Below are 16,830 nucleotides of genomic sequence, written 5' to 3'. Positions count from 1 at the left end.
TAAAAATCATTACGAATAATATAAGTGAGAGGGAACATATGACTGATAAAAAACAACGATTTGTACTACTATTCTTATTAACTTTGTTTCTAGGAGGTTGCAGTCTTTTTACGGATAAAGCTGCTGAGAGAAGGGAAATGATTCAGATTGCAGAAAGCACGAAAATGGAGCGAGCGATAAAACACTTGTTAATCAGTATCGATCCTAAAGCTTTCACTTCAGAAGGAGTCATTCACTCCTATACCCTGATAAAAGGTGAATTGGAATACAATCCAATGGGAGGCATGAATGTCTCTCTCGTTATCAATGGCGATAAAAAGTTAACGATCGATACGACTGTTCAAATGGAAGATTCAGGACAGTTCGAAGCAGGTAGTTACGGTATTTCAGCAAAATTAAGTGATCTGTTAAGTGAAGCAGAAAAGACTGGGAAATAAACTCATTCAGGTAAATACCCCTAATATAGGAAAATAGAAACATTTCTGAATCAAAGTTGGTATGTTACATCAATAGCTAGTGCTTGTAATGATTTAGCAACATTTTTTAACAAAAGTAACATTTCAGACGTTGATGGAATTTTGTATAATAAATTTTAAGAAAACTAGAGAAAGAAATGGGAAGAAATGAAAAAAAGTAAATTAATTGTGTTGATAATGGTAGTATTTAGCTTGAGCTTAGGAGGCTGTAGCTTTTTTAATGGACAATCTGCCAAAAAACAAGAAATGATTCAAATTGCAGAGAGTAAGAAGATGAAAGTGGCGATTGAAAATATGTTGAAAAAATTAGATCCTAAAGCTCTTACTCCAGAAGGAAAAATAAAATCATATAAAATCTCTAAAGATGATTTAGATTATAATCCGATGGGAGGGCTATTAGTAAAAATAGTTATAAATAATGATGAAAAATTAGTTTTAAGCACAACTATACAAGAGGACGCTACAACAGGGAAATATGAAGAGACCTATTTTGGGGAAACAGAGGAGTTAAGTGATTTATTAGATAAGGAGTGATAATGGCTAATAATTTAAATTTCAATGATCAACAAAATGTTAAAGCTGCTCTACTTGAATACGAAAAAGATGTCAAAATAAATGGAAAGTTTAAAATTGGGACGAAGAAAGACGAATACATTGGTAATGTTGCCCATATTTATGATAACGTAAATGACAATGAGGAGCAGGTCTTCGTTCTTACTAATAATGGCCAAGGCGCGCAACAAAATGCAGTCCCCTATACTGCTTCTGATGAAGCGCGTGCCCAAATCCATGACGTGACTGTCTTGATGAAGGGATCTGAAACTGAAATAAGTACACAAAAATTACTCCATGATACATATACGGATTGGGTAAAGACAGATTTGCCAGCAGCTTCCAATATTTTGAACCCTGGTGGTGCAAGCGAGTATGCAACAGAATATGCGAAGAATTATGCGCGAGATAAGGCTAAAGATGGTTTTAACAATGCTGTAGAAGCTTTTGAAGATGCAATTATTCCTACATCTGTTAATCTTCCACCGGAGGCCACTCCCTTAGGTAGGTTCATACAAAAAGCGATGGACAATCCTGTCAGCAATTTCATACAGGAAAAAGCATCAGATGCGGTCGGCTTTTTTGCAGAAAGAACAGCCGAAGAACAGGTTAAATTTCCTGCTTTAATGGGAGCTGCTTTTTTAAAAAAATACAATGATGAAAACGGTAATTTCCCGCCTCCGCAGTTTAAAGATGCTGCAGCTCATTTGAAAGAGGTGATCCGAAAATACCCTAATGCCAAGATCGATCTATACGGTCACTCTCTGGGGTCTATGAATATTCAGTATGCGCTTGCCTGTTTGACGGAAGAGGAAGCTTCTCATATTGGGACCGTCCATCTATACAATGGCCCTAATGCCTATTCCATCTTAACACCCGAGCAAAAAGCGCGCATAGATTCGCTGAAGTACAAAATCTATAACCACATTGACCATAAAGATTTGGTTAGCTTGGGCTATCAGGATTCTGGAAGCAAGGAATCCAGTGGGATTGTCAAGCACCTCAAAACTAAGAATTTGAAAAATACTGGCCTGCAGCACATGATGCATGGTTATATCTATGATAAGGATGGGAATTTGGTTCTTGAAAAGGGAACGGAAGCCATCACTCGCAAGGAAATCATTGAAGAGCGGATGAAGGTTTACTATCGCTTAAAGGATAAATTGCAAAAAACAGGTGGTGGACTGAGCTCAAGTGAACGGATCTATTTGGATGCTTTGCAGGCGCGCTTGGCTTCTGATGAGCTGATTCGAGTAGTGGATGAAGGGCTGGAGCAAGCTCAGAAATCTAAGGCACAACTGGATACAGATTTAGAAGCTTTGGAGAAAGTATTACAGACCGTTCCGAAAGGCTTCATTCTCAATCTTTCCGAAGTAGAAGAGGCCTATGCACAGGCTGGTGCAACAAGGCAAACAGTTGTCACTGAAGTAAGAGAAAGATTCGACAACCGTTTGGCTGCATATCAGTCCTTATCGAATGAATTTCATGCTTTAAACGAGCAAGTGAATGCAGGAATTGAGCTCTTAAAAGCAAAAGATCAAGAAATAGCCGGAGAAATGAACCAGTGGGAACAACTAGCTTATTAATTTCATCTACTCTTTCAAAAAAGGAAAAGAAACTAGATCACTTGGAAAGAGAGTTCCAAAAAGCGCGCTTGGAGCTAGATGAAAAGCGTTGCCTAGTGGAAAGAAAACAGCAGCTCTTCACCCAGATGCTGGAAGAAGAATATGCGATGGCAGCTTCCTTTTTACAAAAGCAGGAGGTTGATGTCAGTTGTGGATGGGAGTCCCTCCATCGCTGTATCGAAGAGTATGATCTCGAAGCTAGAGAAGCTGCACAAGTAGCCTTAAAACAGATCGAAATCGAGGAAGAGAATTTATGGCAATCCTACCGGAAAGATAGACGCCAACTGGAAGAGGAGTTTGCACAAGATAAAGTTTCATAGTATAGAAGAGGAGGAAGTATGGGTGATAGTCCAGTCAAAGATTTCTTTGATTTAGATATGAAAGATAAGATGAGGATCATCGAAAGCCGAAAGAAACTTGAAAAAGATTTAATCCGGGTTGTCTATGCGCCCGTTTTATTGACCTGCAAGGCAGGAGTTGAGAAACGTTACAATGATGGCTTGACTGCGATTACAACAGTAGCCGAAGAAGACGTCCAGGTCGTTGGAAAGCAACTGGATCAATCCATGGTGGGTCAATTTGCTAAAAATGTACAGACGGTTATTCAAGAAAAAGCTGGTAAATTTAAATCTATCTAGCCAAGAACTTCTATTTAAATATGGAATCTGGAGTGACTCCAGATTTTTTTAATAAATTTAAAAAATTATGTAAAAAAGTGTTGACAAAGAATTCAGTCTGCGCTATAATAATTTATGTAAACAAAAAGAGGTTGAAAAAGCCTACTGGTTTACAAGATCAATAGTGGAAAGGAGATGGTGATATGCTATTTCCAGAATTAAGACAACTAATTGATAAAAGGAAAAATAGAAACTGTTAGCCTGTAGGGCTATTATTAAATAAATGAATTAAAATTATGTAAACAATCAAACAGCAGCCAATTGGTCTGCTAATTTTCAAGAATGAATTAAAATTATGTAAATTAGAGGTATACAATATGAACAACAACTTTAACAATATGGATGATCTTTTCAATCAACTAATGGGAAACATGGGTGGTTTTCGTTCTGAAAGCCGTCGCTACATGATCAACGGTCGTGAAGTGACACCAGAAGAATTCGCTATTTACCGCCAAACTGGTCAACTTCCAAATGAAGGAAGTGAGCAAGTGCAACACCATCAAGGTAAAGGAATGAAACAAGATGGGATCCTTGCAAAACTTGGTCGTAACTTGACCGAAGAAGCTCGTGAAGGAAAATTGGATCCGGTCATCGGACGTAATAAAGAAATTCAAGAAACTGCTGAAATCTTGTCTCGTCGTACCAAGAACAACCCTGTCCTTGTAGGGGATGCCGGTGTTGGTAAAACAGCAGTTGTAGAAGGTTTGGCACAAGCTATTGTGAACGGGGATGTTCCAGCGGCTATCAAAAACAAAGAAATCATCTCGATTGATATTTCTGGTCTAGAAGCTGGTACGCAATACCGTGGTAGCTTTGAAGAAAATATTCAAAATCTGATCCAAGAAGTCAAAGCTATGGGAAATGTTATTCTCTTCTTTGATGAAATCCATCAAATCCTTGGTGCAGGTAGCACAGGTGATGGTCAAGGCTCTAAAGGTCTTGCGGATATCATCAAACCTGCTCTTTCACGTGGGGAATTGACAGTCATTGGGGCAACTACTCAAGATGAATACCGTAACACCATCTTGAAGAATGCAGCTCTTGCTCGTCGTTTCAACGAAGTGAAAGTCAATGCTCCATCAGCTGAAGATACTTTCAAGATTCTCCAAGGGATCCGTGATCTTTATGAAAAACACCACAATGTCATCTTGCCAGATGAAGTTTTGAAAGCAGCGGTTGATTATTCGATCCAATACATTCCACAACGTAGCTTGCCTGATAAGGCCATTGACTTGGTCGATGTGACAGCTGCTCACTTGGCAGCCCAACATCCAGTAACAGATGTCCATGCTGTGGAACATGAAATTGAAGAAGAAAAAGCTAAACAAGAAGCTGCAGCTGCTAAAGAAGATTACGAAGCAGCTCTTAATGCAAAAGTTCGTATCGAAGAACTTGAAAAGAAAATTGAAAACCATACGGAAGACCATAAAGTAACAGCAACAATCAACGATGTGGCCGAATCTGTAGAACGGATGACGGGTATTCCAGTGTCACAAATGGGTGCAACTGATATCGAACGTTTGAAAGATATGGGTCACCGTTTGCAAACCAAGGTTATCGGTCAAGATAAAGCCGTTGAAGCAGTGGCACGTGCTATCCGTCGGAACCGTGCAGGATTTGACGAAGGTAACCGCCCAATCGGTAGCTTCCTCTTTGTAGGTCCTACTGGTGTTGGTAAGACTGAGTTGGCTAAACAATTGGCTCTTGATATGTTCGGAACCAAAGATGCGATCATCCGTTTGGACATGTCAGAATATAGCGACCGCACAGCCGTTTCTAAATTGATTGGTACAACTGCTGGTTATGTTGGTTACGATGACAATAGCAATACTTTGACAGAACGTGTTCGCCGTAACCCTTACTCAATCGTCCTTCTCGATGAAATTGAAAAGGCTGACCCTCAAGTGATCACACTTCTTCTCCAAGTTTTGGATGATGGTCGTTTGACTGATGGTCAAGGGAACACTGTAAACTTCAAGAACACTGTGATTATCGCCACTTCAAACGCTGGCTTTGGTTACGAAGCCAACTTGACAGAAGATGCGGATAAACCAGAACTCATGGATCGTTTGAAACCTTACTTCCGTCCAGAATTCTTGAACCGTTTCAACGCTGTCATTGAATTCTCACACTTGAGCAAGGAAGACCTTTCTAAGATTGTTGATTTGATGTTGGTAGATGTCAATAAGACCCTTTCTAAGAAAGAAATCGACTTGGCAGTGAGCGATGCAGCCAAAGAATATATGACTGAAGAAGGTTATGATGAAGTGATGGGAGTTCGTCCACTCCGTCGGGTAGTTGAACAACAAATCCGTGACAAAGTCACAGACTTCCACTTGGATAACTTGGATGCTAAACATCTTGAAGCAGACATGGAAGATGGTGTCCTTGTGATTAGAGAAAAAGACACAAAGAAGGAAGAAAACACTGATAAACAAGCAGACTAAGGCGAATTAGTTTGTGAAAAATAGAGGCTGCTATCATATAGCAGTCTTTATTTTTTCTTCCCACCTGGGGGAAATTATTCGCCGTATAAGGCCAAAATCCTCCTATTTGGGGTGGAAAAACATCAATAATTAGTGAAATTAATCCAATTTGAGCAAAATTATTAATAAATAAAGAAAATAAGTATATAATCTATACAAGAATAAAATTTGAGGAATGGAAGTAAGATGAGCAATACAATTGATATCTACTCAACTCCCGAATACAGAAAAGTGGAAGCCGTTGTTCAACTGATGGTTGACGGTCGCTTGACGAGCTATCGTGTCGCAACTGAAACAAACATCAGCAAAATGAGCTTGGCGACTTTGACGAAGGGAACGAGTAAAATCAAAAATATTACCTATCAAACGGCTTTGGCCTTGATTGATTGGTATGATGAGAATCATGAAAAGTATGGCATTACGATTGACTAGTCAGTAGCCCACTTTTCGTGGTTTTTTTCTTTTTCAGCAAAACTTGCCTCCTCTCTGAGACTGGAGTCTGATTTTACTTGAAGAGGATGGGAAAACTTGAAAAGACGGGCGAAATTTGATATAGTATAGCATATATGAAAATTAAAGGAGAAACATATGCAAGGCGGAAGTTTGCTAATTATGCTCGTTCTTATGGTCGGTTTGATGTACTTCATGAGCCGTAGCCAAAAGAAACAGTACCAAAAACGGATGGAAAGTTTGAATAAACTTCAAAAAGGAAATGAAGTCATCACGATTGGTGGCTTGTACGGAACCATCGATGAAGTCGATACAGACCGCAAGACCGTTGTCTTGGATGTTGATGGTGTCTACCTGACCTTTGAATTGGGAGCGATCAAAACAGTTCTTCCTGTATCAGAAGGAATCTCAGCTACTGCGACAGAAGGTGCTAGCTCAGATGCTGATTCAGCCATCGAAGAATAATCATCAAAGAAGAGGCAAGGGCCTCTTTTTTGGTGGGCAAATAGGACGATGTGATGAAGGAAAGTCCTGCTGGTTCAAAAAAGAGGCCAGAGTCCCTATTTTATGGGGATTTATGGTATAATGAAGCGATAAATATTGAAATAGGTAGAAAAACATGTTTCGTTTTAAGAAAAAAGAAAAAATCGAGATACCTTTAGAAGTCCCGAAACACATTGGGATCATTATGGATGGCAATGGTCGCTGGGCGAAAAAGCGGATGCAACCGCGCGTCTTCGGTCATAAGGCAGGGATGGAAGCTCTCCAAGAAGTGACGATTGCAGCAAAAAATATGGGGGTTCAGGTCTTGACGGTCTATGCCTTTTCTACGGAAAACTGGACACGCCCTGAAGATGAAGTCAAGTTCATCATGCACTTGCCGGTCGAGTTTTATGATCGTTTCGTCCCCGAATTGCATCGCAACAATGTCAAGATTCAAATGATCGGTGATACCAAGAAATTACCAAAAGAAACGCTAGAGGCTTTGGAAAGAGCAGAAGCGATGACCCATCTCAATACAGGCTTGATCCTGAATTTCGCACTCAATTATGGTGGACGTGCTGAGATCACTCAGGCCGTGAAGCAGATCGCCCAAGAAGTCTTGGATGCGAAGTTCAGTCCAGAAGATATCACAGAAGAGATGATCGCAGATTCTCTCTATACCGAGAGTTTGCCACGCGTCCTAAGGGACCCGGATTTGATTATCCGTACCAGCGGAGAGATCCGTTTGAGTAATTTCCTCCCTTGGCAGGCTGCATACAGTGAGTTGTATTTCACAGATGTGATGTGGCCAGATTTTGGAGAGGAAGCACTACGAAGTGCCATAGTAGAATATAGCCATCGCCATCGGAGATTTGGTGGTGTTTAGGAGAAGATGATGACGAAAGATTTACAAAAACGTGTGATTTTTGGAGGAATTGCCCTGCTCTTTTTCATTCCAACAGTAATGGTTGGAGGGGTGTTCTTCCAGATTGTGATTGGCTTGATCGCCATGCTAGGGGTTCATGAATTGCTCAAGATGAAGGGGCTTGAGACAGCGACCTTTGAAGGAGCGCTAGCCATGTTAGCGGCCTTTGTCCTGACGTTGCCGATCGAGGACTACCTCCCTTACCTTCCAGCAGATGGCAATATGATTGCTTATGGTTTGGTTGTCTTGATTCTCATGGGAACAACTGTTCTTGCTCAGAATTACAATTATGAAGATGTGGTCTATCCCATTGCGTCTAGCTTTTATGTTGGACTTGGTTTCCATTCCTTAGTAGATGCGCGAATTGCTGGTATTGATAAGGTTCTTTTAGCCCTCTTTATTGTTTGGGCGACAGATTCCGGTGCCTATTTAGTAGGAAGTCGGTTTGGGAAACGCAAGCTCATGCCTGCGGTTTCTCCTAATAAAACGATTGAAGGCAGTCTTGGGGGAATCTTGTCTGCAGTTGCGGTAACTGTGATCTATATGATCGTGGATCGTTCTGTGGCGGGTGGACATGGTTTTCTTGCTATGATCTTCTTTACCATCCTCTTTAGTATCGCAGGTCAGTTTGGAGATCTGGTAGAGAGTGCGATTAAACGCCACTTCGGTGTGAAAGATTCTGGGAAATTTATTCCAGGACATGGCGGTGTTCTAGACCGTTTTGATAGTTTGATTTTTGTCTTTCCCTTGATGCATTTCTTGGGCTTGTTCTAAGACAGAAGAGATAGAAAGGAAACCACGTATAGAACGATGCAGTTTATTGCCTTTATTGTTATTTTTGGAGTGATCGTTCTCGTTCACGAGTTTGGTCATTTCTATTTTGCAAAAAAATCGGGCATCCTGGTGCGAGAATTCTCGATCGGGATGGGTCCAAAGATCTTTGCCCATATTGGTCAAGATGGAACAGCCTATACGATTCGCATTCTACCTTTAGGTGGCTATGTTCGGATGGCTGGCTGGGGTGAGGATACAACTGAGATTAAAACCGGAACGCCTGTCAGCTTGACGCTAAATGAGGCTGGTAAGGTCGTCCGGATCAATCTTTCAGGAAAGAATCTGGATCAGACAGCCCTTCCCATGAATGTTACCCAGTTTGACTTTGAAGACAAACTGGAAATTACGGGCTTGGTTCTCGATGAGACTAAGACTTATGATGTCGATCATGATGCGACCATTGTTGAGGAAGATGGGACAGAAGTGCGGATTGCGCCGAGAGATGTTCAGTATCAGAATGCCAGCATTTGGGGACGGTTGATCACCAACTTTGCGGGTCCTATGAACAACTTTATCCTCAGTATTGTCGTCTACTCACTTCTAGCCTTTATGCGCGGTGGTGCGATTGACTACTACAGCAACAATGTTCAGGTGGCACCCGATGGGGCGCTGGCTAAGGTCGGTGTCAAAAGCAACGTTCAGATCCTTCAAGTTAACAACGATACCGTTAGCAACTGGGATGAGCTGACTGATGCTGTCGAGAAAGCAACCAAGGACAGCAAGACGGCTCCTGAATTGACCCTGAAAGTCAAAACAGACGGCCAAGAAAAAGAAGTTAAAGTAAAGCCAACCAAGTCAGGGAATCGTTACTATCTGGGTGTGACAAATGGCCTCAAGACAGGATTTGTGGATAAACTCTTGTCTGGTTTTACAGATACCTGGAATACAGCGACACGGATTTTGGGAGCTTTGAAAGATATCATTTTCCACTTTAGTCTCAATAAACTGGGTGGTCCGGTTGCCATCTACAATGCCAGCTCACAAGCTGCTCAATTAGGAATTCCAGCAGTCTTGTCTCTTATGGCCATGCTCTCTATTAATATTGGGATCTTCAATCTAATCCCGATTCCCGCTTTGGATGGAGGAAAAATCTTGATCAATTTGATCGAGGTCGTCCGGAGAAAGCCACTGAAACAAGAAGTAGAAACCTATATGACGCTTGCAGGTGTAGCTGTAATGGTTATTTTGATGATTGCTGTCACCTGGAATGATATTATGAAATTATTTTTGAAATAGAAAAGGATATTGTCCATGAAACAAAGTAAAATGTTGATTCCAACGCTTCGCGAAATGCCAAGCGATGCTCAAGTCATTAGCCATGCTTTGATGTTGCGTGCAGGTTATGTTCGCCAAGTATCAGCTGGTGTCTATTCGTATTTGCCACTAGCTAATCGAGTGATTGAAAAAGCAAAAGGCATCATGCGCCAAGAATTTGAAAAAATTGGAGCAGTAGAAATGCTTGCTCCAGCCCTTTTGAGTGCGGATCTCTGGCGTGAATCTGGTCGTTACGAAACTTACGGAGAAGACCTCTATAAGTTGAAAAACCGTGAAGGCTCTGATTTTATCTTAGGTCCAACTCACGAAGAAACCTTTACCGCTATTGTGCGCGACTCCGTAAAATCTTACAAACAATTGCCGTTGAATCTCTACCAAATTCAACCAAAATACCGCGATGAAAAACGCCCACGGAACGGTCTTCTTCGGACCCGTGAGTTCATCATGAAAGATGGTTATAGCTTTCATGCTAACTACGATAGCTTGGATGTCACTTATGATGAATACAAGGCAGCTTATGAGCGGATCTTCACACGCAGTGGCATCGACTACAAAGCCATCATCGGTGATGGTGGTGCCATGGGCGGAAAAGATAGCCAAGAGTTTATGGCTGTTACACCTGCTCGTACAGACTTGGACCGTTGGGTTGTTTTAGACAAATCGGTGGCTTCCTTTGATGAGATCCCAGCAGAAGTTCAAGAAGAAATCAAAGCAGAATTGCTCAAATGGATGGTCTCTGGTGAAGATACCATTGCCTATTCAAGTGAATCAACCTATGCTGCGAACTTGGAAATGGCTACTAACGAATACAAGCCAAGTAACCGTGTCGTAGCGGAAGAAGAAGTGAAGCGCGTGGAAACACCAGGTGTCAAATCGATTCATGAAGTAGCTGCATTCTTACATGTTCCAGAAGAAGCTACTATCAAGACTTTGGTTTACATCGCAGATGGTGAGCCTGTTGTTGCCCTTCTTGTAGGTAATGATCAGCTCAATGAAGTGAAGTTGAAAAACCACCTCGGAGCAGACTTCTTTGAACCTGCAACCGAAGTGGAAGTGAAAGAATTATTAGGAGCTGATTTTGGCTCTCTCGGTCCAGTAGATCTTCCTGAAAATGTTAAGATTATCGCAGACCGAAAGGTCCAAGATAGCCGCAATGCAGTAGTCGGTGCCAATGAAACAGGCTACCACTTGACTGGTGTCAACCCAGGACGTGACTTTACTGCAGAATACGTCGATATCCGTGAAGTTCGTGAAGGCGAAATCTCACCAGATGGGAAAGGGGTCTTGAACTTTGCGCGTGGAATCGAAATCGGTCACATTTTCAAACTCGGCACACGCTACTCCGCTAGCATGGGAGCAGATGTTTTGGACGAAAACGGTCGTGCAGTTCCAATCATCATGGGCTGCTACGGAATCGGTGTCAGCCGTCTTCTTTCAGCCGTTATGGAGCAACATGCTCGCCTCTTTGTCAATAAGACTCCAAAAGGGGAATACCGTTACGCTTGGGGGATTAACTTCCCTAAAGAATTGGCGCCATTTGATGTGCATTTGATTCCAGTCAATGTCAAGGATGAAGCGAGTCTTGCTTTGACAGATCGGATCGAAGAAGCCTTGGTGAATAAAGGCTATGAAGTCTTGGTGGATGACCGAAATGAACGCGCTGGTGTCAAATTCAGCGATAGTGATTTGATCGGACTTCCAATCCGCGTAACAGTTGGTAAAAAAGCAGCTGAAGGCATCGTAGAAGTGAAAATCAAAGCGACAGGAGATACCATCGAAGTTCATGCGGACAATCTCCTTGAAACCCTTTCAATCTTGAACAAATAAGAAAAAGCTTTCTGAGCTCTCACCAGTGTGGTGATGAAACTCAGGAAGCTCTATTTATTTTTCTTCTTTGAGGCCTTGATCTTTGAAATAGGTAAAGAGATCTTGAGGTTTGCCATTGAGGTATTTCTTGAACTCAGCTGTTTCTTCCTCCCCTTGATCCCCGTAGATGGAAGCAAACTCATCTTTCTTGATTTTTGAGAAGTCAGCTTGTAAGACCTTGGCATAGGATTGTTTATCTTTCGAAATTTGAATGCGGAAGCTAAGACCAGGCTTGCCATTTAAGCTTTTATAGATATCGCTATGTTCTAATTCTTCTTGGTAGATTTCCTTTAACTCGGAAAGATCCATGTCTTGCAAATCTGAGGAAATGGGTTCAAAACTAAGAAAAGTAAAAGAGACAATTTCATCTTTTTTGTAGCCGATTTGAATTTTGTTTTGGTGGTGATCGCCGAGGTCACTAACAAAGGTCTTGTTTTGGACTTGCTCCTTTTTGGTTTGAGTGGCCTCTTGCTTGGAAGAAGCGTTAGTAGTCCCTTTGCCTTGTTGGCCTTGGCTACAAGCGGTAAGAGCTAGTAGACAGACAGAGACAAGTAGAAATTTTTTCATATATACTCCTTATAGGTTAATGGTGTTCGATCTTGTATGAAACAAGTTTTGAACAGGTTTCATTATACCATAAAAGTTTTAAAAATGAAAAAATATACAAAAATCATCAAAGATTGTATCTAAAATCACCTAAAATCAACATTTTTTATCTATGTGTCGAGTTAATATAACAGGACAGAGTGTCTTCTTTTCTTATCAGAAATAATACTAGTTGGAGACTACTGGGGCAAGGAATTTCAGATATATGTTACGTTTGTATAACAAATTATTTCAAAAATGTAACAAAGTTACAATATTTTATCAGTTGGGGCTCAAAACTTGACTTTCTCGCAATATTTCATTAAGATATCTTTAAGTAAATAATACAAATAGGGAGTGAAAAGGTAAATATACAGTTTTTTGGATTTTTACTAATTCGTACTAAATGTATTGTTTATGAAAAAAATATTAGGGTATCAGCCCAAAAGGAGAAACATATGGCTCAAATTAAATTAACTCCGGAAGAACTACGTCAATCAGCACAACGCTATTCACAAGGTTCTCAAGAAATCGATCAAATCCTTAACACTTTGACTCATGAACAACAAGTCATCGACGCAAACTGGGATGGATCTGCATTTGATAGCTTTGAAGCACAATTCAACGAATTGTCTCCAAAAATCAAACAATTCGCTCAATTGTTGGAAGACATCAACGCTCAATTGATCAAAGTTGCTGATATCGTTGAACAAACTGACCAAGATATCGCTGCACAAATCCACTAAGATAGTCTTGGAGGTGATCTTACTTCTTGTAGGTAGATCACCCTTTTGTCTTTTGATATATAGAAAATAGGGGTTAGATTCTTAATTCCTAACCCCTATTTTGTATCTATGAATTAGAAAAAGGAAAAGGTATAGAAGTGAAAAAGAAAAAATGGTTAAAATACATCGGTCAGAGTGCAGTTGTGCTCCTTTTGATGGGATCTGTAGTGGGTCTTTATACGACGGTTCAAAAGGACCAAAAGCAAAACGAAGCCAAGACCGTACAAACGACAGAAAACACCAAGCTTAATATTGCGGTTGTCAATGAAGACAAAGCGGTCAAACTGAATGATAAAGAATACAACCTTGGGGCTAGCTATGTAAAGAATATCGAACGGGATAATTCGCAAAACTGGTCTGTACTCCCTCGTGGAGCCGCTGAGTCAGGGCTTGCAGATGGCAAGTACCAGTTGATGATTGTCATTCCAAGTGACTTCTCAGAGAAGGTCTTGGAAGTGAATGCGGTTAATGCAGAGAAGACCACGGTGACGTATAAGGTCAATGCGGCTGGAAATTCTCAGGTTGAAAACGAGGCCAATAAAGTCGCTAAAGATATCGTTTCAGACTTGAATAGCCAGTTGGTTGATATGTATATGGTTAGCATTTTGAGCAACCTTTATACAGCTCAGAAGAACGTGGAAACAAGTAACAAAATTCAATCTACCAACATTGGTTCATACCGAAGCAACTTGCTGGATTCGGCTTTAGATTCGAAGAATATCTTTCCAAGTCTCTATAGCTTGTCTACGTCTTCTGTCGAGTCGAACAATGCTTTGAAGACAGTCCTTGAGTCTTATACACAGGCTTTTGATCAATTGACCCAATCTCAGGATCAGTACGGTCAAAACTTCGACACATTGATCAAACAACGCTCTGAGGACAAGATCAGCCATGAAGAGTTCATGAACCAGCTGATGTCTATGAACCAGTCTGTTGTCAGTGAAAAGACCCAAGAGTTGTATAAGAATCTACAACAAAACCAAGAAGCAATTACCAAACAATTGAGTCAACCAACTGAAACAGAAGGAGATGCTTCAGGTACCAAGACTTATGCAGGCTTGACAAAAGATGTGAATGATCGTGTGGCAGACCTCGAAAAAGGGATCAAGGCAGAACGCGACAAATTAGATGAGCACGAAAAGAACATCGAGTCTTCTGTAAAAGCGAAGATCCTTGACTACTATGGTCTAAATGAAGGAGACAAAGTCACTCTTCGTACCTTGCTTGGAAAGCCAAAAATCGAAACTATCAGCAAGGCTCGAGATAAAGCGGATGATGAAATTCGTCAAGCAATTGAAAAACTTCCGTCTTTAGATCCTGCTAGTCTTAATCTGAATAAGTATGGGAATCTCAACGCAGCGATTGATTTTGATAGTGCTTTTGCTGGAACGAAGGGGCAAGCAAAAGGGAACGCAGATGACTTGAAACGATTGGCTGCTGAAGTGGATGCTAAATTAACGGCAGTTGCGAATGTTCTCAATGCTAAATCTGGAAAACAAAAAGTTAGCATTCAAGTACCTGCAGGAGTTAAGGTTGATACTTGGACCTATGATGGACAGACTTATGCAGGCAGTGGTGAGCAGGAAGTCGAACTGAAAGATGGCAAACAAATTCAAATTCACCTTGTTGAAGATGGAGGAGCTATGCCAAGCGCGATTGATGTTGAAGTCCTTGTGAATGGAGTTTCTTCAACCAGTGTGACTGTATCTGCAGAAGACTTGAAAACAGCTGTCGCTAACTATGCATCGAAAGCTAGTGAAATCGCCCTGGATTATCAACGCGCGGGAGCATTGATCGATGCTTACTATCCAAAAGATGACAAGGGAGATCGTCATTCGCTCTATGATCCGATCGAAGATATGGATTTGACAAATGCTTTGGTCGATGTCGTGAAGGCTGCCGTTTCAAGTAACATGAAGGACTACCGTAAGAGTATTGAAACGGATGAATCTGGGGATGCAACGAAGAGTGTGAAAGCCCAGTTAGATGGTACACTTAAACAGTTGCAAGACTTGGGACCACAATTGCAGGCAAATCTTCAAGCAATCGAAAACACCAACAAGGATCTAACCCAAAATATCAACGATCAATTGAAGCAGTATGCAGACCTTCAAAGACGCCTAGAAGAGATCTCAAAAGCGCAGGAAACAGTGACACAGGCTCAAACCAAGACCGATGCAGATTTGTCAGCTCTTGGTTCTGAATACACGTCATTATTGAGCTCGACAGAAGGCGTTAAGAGCTCATCTCGTAGCAATGTAGAAGCTGCTAACTCTACCAATGAAATCTTTAGCCAATTGAACAAAGAATTGGAAAAAGCCCAAGGCAATACAGAGAAATTGTCTAGCAATGCAGAGAGCTTGATGGGTGAATTCGACAAGGAATTGTCTGAAAATGGGAACTTCGTCGAAGCCTTCCGTAAGGTCTTCAACAATGCCTATGAAAACGGAGTGCCGAATGAAGTCTTGCTCGACTTCTTGTCAAATCCAGTTGCAGAGAAATCTTCTTCTGTGAAAGCGACTATCAACGTCTACCGTCCATTTATCTGGATCTTTATGTTGGAAGTCTTGAGTCTCTTTACAGCTTATCTCTTTGCGACTCAACCAATCATTCGCAAGGTTAAGGATCGTTTCAAATTGGATCGTTTGCAAGAATCAGATCTCTTGTCTGTCGGTGTCCTTGTGGGACTTTCTCTCATCCTTGGACTGGTGATCGGAATGATTTCAAGTATTCAACTCTCTGTTGGTCGTGAATATGTACCTTCATGGGTGTTCTTAGCGGTTCTAGCAAGCTTTGTCTTGGTACAACTACAATACCTTCTCTTGAAACACTTCCGTGTGATTGGAATGGGACTGGCCTTCTTCATGTTGATCAGCTATGTCTACCTATCAAGCGCGATCGGAACGACCGCGACCTTGTCAGGCCTTCCAGCACTGGTGAAAAATGTCAACCTCCTTTCTATTTTAGAAGGACAGTTTGCGGGTTACTTTGATGGACAAACAGCCGGTATCGGCGTCTTCTTCGGATTGTTGGTCTTCTTCGGACTTTTGGCGGTTGCCAATATCTTCATTCCTAAGAAGTTTACTCAAACAAAGGAAATTGAATCAAGCTTATGAAAAAAATGATGTATCTTCTCTTTGTCTTAAGTCTCTTGCCAGCGGTTGTTGTTTCTGCAGATGATTTTATTGATAATCGTCTGCAGGTCAACAACTCACGTCTTGAGACAGAGCAGGAAAAGACACTTGGGGGCCAATTGGATGCGACTGAGTCTCTTTTCAATGAGAAGGATCAGAAAAAATTAGCAGATGAAAAACGCAAGCAAGAGAAACAATTGACCGATTCAGACGGCCAGTTGTTTTCTGCTATAAAGGGAAAGAAAAAAACGGGGCCTGAAGCGGACCTGTTCCAGCCTGAAAATCAAAAATTATCTAAATTCGAGTCCAATGTGGAGGACAATTCGGCCAGCTTGTCGGATTTTATTCCAGCCTTGCAAATGCTGGCTTGGAGTGCTCTTCTCTTTGGGATTGCTGGCTATATTTCCTATCGAATCTATAGAAAAGAGGCCTAAATGGACCAACATATCAATGTCACCTTCCGTATGAATGGTGCAAGCCATGACCTCCGAATCCCAACGCGGATGGAGGTGCGACGATTGATTCGGGAATTGGATCAGATCTTTGGGTCTGCCATGGAGCCTAGAAGCAAGTATCAGTTGCGCGTGGTAAATAAGGGCATCTTGCTGGATGAAGGCAAGGTGGTACAAGAGTATCCGATCACGAGTGGTGATCTGATCGAGATTGAGGAGTGGTAA

The 16,830-nt window shown here is 41.4% G+C and carries 17 protein-coding genes; 16 read left to right on the top strand and 1 reads right to left on the bottom strand.

What is annotated here, in order from left to right; genetic code table 11:
- Positions 1–38 precede the first annotated feature (38 nt).
- From QM351_RS07850 to QM351_RS07795, 12 genes are all read left to right on the top strand, one after another.
- Positions 39–437 (top strand): DUF1310 family protein, encoded by a 399-nt coding sequence (locus tag QM351_RS07850; RefSeq protein WP_150905232.1) that lies wholly within the window; start codon positions 39–41, stop codon positions 435–437.
- A 186-nt stretch (positions 438–623) separates the two neighbouring features.
- Positions 624–1,010 carry a DUF1310 family protein gene (locus QM351_RS07845; RefSeq protein ID WP_023919537.1) on the top strand — a complete coding sequence of 129 codons (387 nt, stop codon included), beginning with the start codon at positions 624–626 and terminating at the stop codon, positions 1,008–1,010.
- A gap of 2 nt (positions 1,011–1,012) precedes the next feature.
- Positions 1,013–2,614, top strand: coding sequence for a hypothetical protein (locus QM351_RS07840; protein ID WP_195529170.1), 1,602 nt, complete (start codon positions 1,013–1,015; stop codon positions 2,612–2,614).
- On the top strand, positions 2,593–2,973 hold the full coding sequence (locus QM351_RS07835) for a hypothetical protein (protein WP_049474433.1): 381 nt from the start codon (positions 2,593–2,595) through the stop codon (positions 2,971–2,973). The genes QM351_RS07840 and QM351_RS07835 overlap by 22 nt, the downstream gene beginning before the upstream one ends.
- Before the next feature lie 18 nt (positions 2,974–2,991).
- The gene (locus QM351_RS07830) at positions 2,992–3,291 is read left to right on the top strand and encodes a hypothetical protein (RefSeq protein WP_049523162.1); all 300 of its coding nucleotides are present in this window, start codon (positions 2,992–2,994) and stop codon (positions 3,289–3,291) included.
- Between the two features lie 356 nt (positions 3,292–3,647).
- Positions 3,648–5,777 carry an AAA family ATPase gene (locus tag QM351_RS07825; protein WP_070845809.1) on the top strand — a complete coding sequence of 710 codons (2,130 nt, stop codon included), beginning with the start codon at positions 3,648–3,650 and terminating at the stop codon, positions 5,775–5,777.
- A 225-nt stretch (positions 5,778–6,002) separates the two neighbouring features.
- Positions 6,003–6,248, top strand: coding sequence for a hypothetical protein (locus QM351_RS07820; protein WP_003009969.1), 246 nt, complete (start codon positions 6,003–6,005; stop codon positions 6,246–6,248).
- 156 nt (positions 6,249–6,404) lie between these two features.
- Positions 6,405–6,731, top strand: a complete 327-nt coding sequence (gene yajC, locus QM351_RS07815; protein WP_003004444.1) for a preprotein translocase subunit YajC — start codon at positions 6,405–6,407, stop codon at positions 6,729–6,731.
- A 154-nt stretch (positions 6,732–6,885) separates the two neighbouring features.
- Positions 6,886–7,635 (top strand): isoprenyl transferase, encoded by a 750-nt coding sequence (locus QM351_RS07810; protein ID WP_003009971.1) that lies wholly within the window; start codon positions 6,886–6,888, stop codon positions 7,633–7,635.
- Between the two features lie 9 nt (positions 7,636–7,644).
- Positions 7,645–8,448, top strand: coding sequence for a phosphatidate cytidylyltransferase (locus QM351_RS07805; RefSeq protein WP_023919527.1), 804 nt, complete (start codon positions 7,645–7,647; stop codon positions 8,446–8,448).
- Positions 8,449–8,484: 36 nt separating this feature from the next.
- Positions 8,485–9,744 (top strand): RIP metalloprotease RseP, encoded by a 1,260-nt coding sequence (rseP, locus tag QM351_RS07800; RefSeq protein ID WP_021154371.1) that lies wholly within the window; start codon positions 8,485–8,487, stop codon positions 9,742–9,744.
- Positions 9,745–9,759: 15 nt separating this feature from the next.
- Positions 9,760–11,610, top strand: coding sequence for a proline--tRNA ligase (locus QM351_RS07795; protein WP_414327152.1), 1,851 nt, complete (start codon positions 9,760–9,762; stop codon positions 11,608–11,610).
- Positions 11,611–11,664: 54 nt separating this feature from the next.
- Here QM351_RS07795 and QM351_RS07790 read toward each other — a convergent pair whose 3' ends face one another.
- Entirely contained in the window at positions 11,665–12,216 is a 552-nt protein-coding gene (locus QM351_RS07790) for a hypothetical protein (RefSeq protein ID WP_118095931.1), read from the bottom strand.
- A gap of 476 nt (positions 12,217–12,692) precedes the next feature.
- On the opposite strand from QM351_RS07790, the gene QM351_RS07785 reads away from it, so the two are divergent.
- The 4 genes from QM351_RS07785 (at position 12,693) to QM351_RS07770 (ending at position 16,830) form a co-directional block, all read left to right on the top strand.
- Positions 12,693–12,980 carry a WXG100 family type VII secretion target gene (locus QM351_RS07785; protein ID WP_003009979.1) on the top strand — a complete coding sequence of 96 codons (288 nt, stop codon included), beginning with the start codon at positions 12,693–12,695 and terminating at the stop codon, positions 12,978–12,980.
- A 131-nt stretch (positions 12,981–13,111) separates the two neighbouring features.
- Entirely contained in the window at positions 13,112–16,135 is a 3,024-nt protein-coding gene (gene esaA / locus QM351_RS07780) for a type VII secretion protein EsaA (protein WP_414327194.1), read from the top strand.
- Positions 16,132–16,587, top strand: a complete 456-nt coding sequence (essA, locus tag QM351_RS07775) for a type VII secretion protein EssA (RefSeq protein ID WP_024054630.1) — start codon at positions 16,132–16,134, stop codon at positions 16,585–16,587. Before esaA ends, essA begins: the two co-directional genes overlap by 4 nt.
- Positions 16,588–16,830 carry an EsaB/YukD family protein gene (locus QM351_RS07770; RefSeq protein WP_003013697.1) on the top strand — a complete coding sequence of 81 codons (243 nt, stop codon included), beginning with the start codon at positions 16,588–16,590 and terminating at the stop codon, positions 16,828–16,830. It abuts the gene before it with no gap.

The sequence above is a fragment of the Streptococcus parasanguinis genome (assembly GCF_047465465.1).
GTDB classification, from domain to species: domain Bacteria; phylum Bacillota; class Bacilli; order Lactobacillales; family Streptococcaceae; genus Streptococcus; species Streptococcus parasanguinis_AI.
Note: the sequence above shows the minus strand (reverse complement) of the source record. Positions and strands in the feature narration are given on the sequence as shown.

What these genes read in the sequence shown, in the direction of transcription:
- QM351_RS07805 (WP_023919527.1), top strand. Translation starts at nt 7,645, where the DNA reads ATGACGAAAGATTTACAAAAACGTGTGATTTTTGGAGGAATTGCCCTG.
- QM351_RS07825 (WP_070845809.1), top strand. Translation starts at nt 3,648, where the DNA reads ATGAACAACAACTTTAACAATATGGATGATCTTTTCAATCAACTAATG.
- QM351_RS07820 (WP_003009969.1), top strand. Translation starts at nt 6,003, where the DNA reads ATGAGCAATACAATTGATATCTACTCAACTCCCGAATACAGAAAAGTG.
- QM351_RS07810 (WP_003009971.1), top strand. Translation starts at nt 6,886, where the DNA reads ATGTTTCGTTTTAAGAAAAAAGAAAAAATCGAGATACCTTTAGAAGTC.
- yajC (WP_003004444.1), top strand. Translation starts at nt 6,405, where the DNA reads ATGCAAGGCGGAAGTTTGCTAATTATGCTCGTTCTTATGGTCGGTTTG.
- QM351_RS07830 (WP_049523162.1), top strand. Translation starts at nt 2,992, where the DNA reads ATGGGTGATAGTCCAGTCAAAGATTTCTTTGATTTAGATATGAAAGAT.
- QM351_RS07840 (WP_195529170.1), top strand. Translation starts at nt 1,013, where the DNA reads ATGGCTAATAATTTAAATTTCAATGATCAACAAAATGTTAAAGCTGCT.
- QM351_RS07770 (WP_003013697.1), top strand. Translation starts at nt 16,588, where the DNA reads ATGGACCAACATATCAATGTCACCTTCCGTATGAATGGTGCAAGCCAT.
- QM351_RS07785 (WP_003009979.1), top strand. Translation starts at nt 12,693, where the DNA reads ATGGCTCAAATTAAATTAACTCCGGAAGAACTACGTCAATCAGCACAA.
- QM351_RS07845 (WP_023919537.1), top strand. Translation starts at nt 624, where the DNA reads ATGAAAAAAAGTAAATTAATTGTGTTGATAATGGTAGTATTTAGCTTG.
- QM351_RS07795 (WP_414327152.1), top strand. Translation starts at nt 9,760, where the DNA reads ATGAAACAAAGTAAAATGTTGATTCCAACGCTTCGCGAAATGCCAAGC.
- QM351_RS07850 (WP_150905232.1), top strand. Translation starts at nt 39, where the DNA reads ATGACTGATAAAAAACAACGATTTGTACTACTATTCTTATTAACTTTG.
- rseP (WP_021154371.1), top strand. Translation starts at nt 8,485, where the DNA reads ATGCAGTTTATTGCCTTTATTGTTATTTTTGGAGTGATCGTTCTCGTT.
- essA (WP_024054630.1), top strand. Translation starts at nt 16,132, where the DNA reads ATGAAAAAAATGATGTATCTTCTCTTTGTCTTAAGTCTCTTGCCAGCG.
- QM351_RS07790 (WP_118095931.1), bottom strand. Translation starts at nt 12,216, where the DNA reads ATGAAAAAATTTCTACTTGTCTCTGTCTGTCTACTAGCTCTTACCGCT.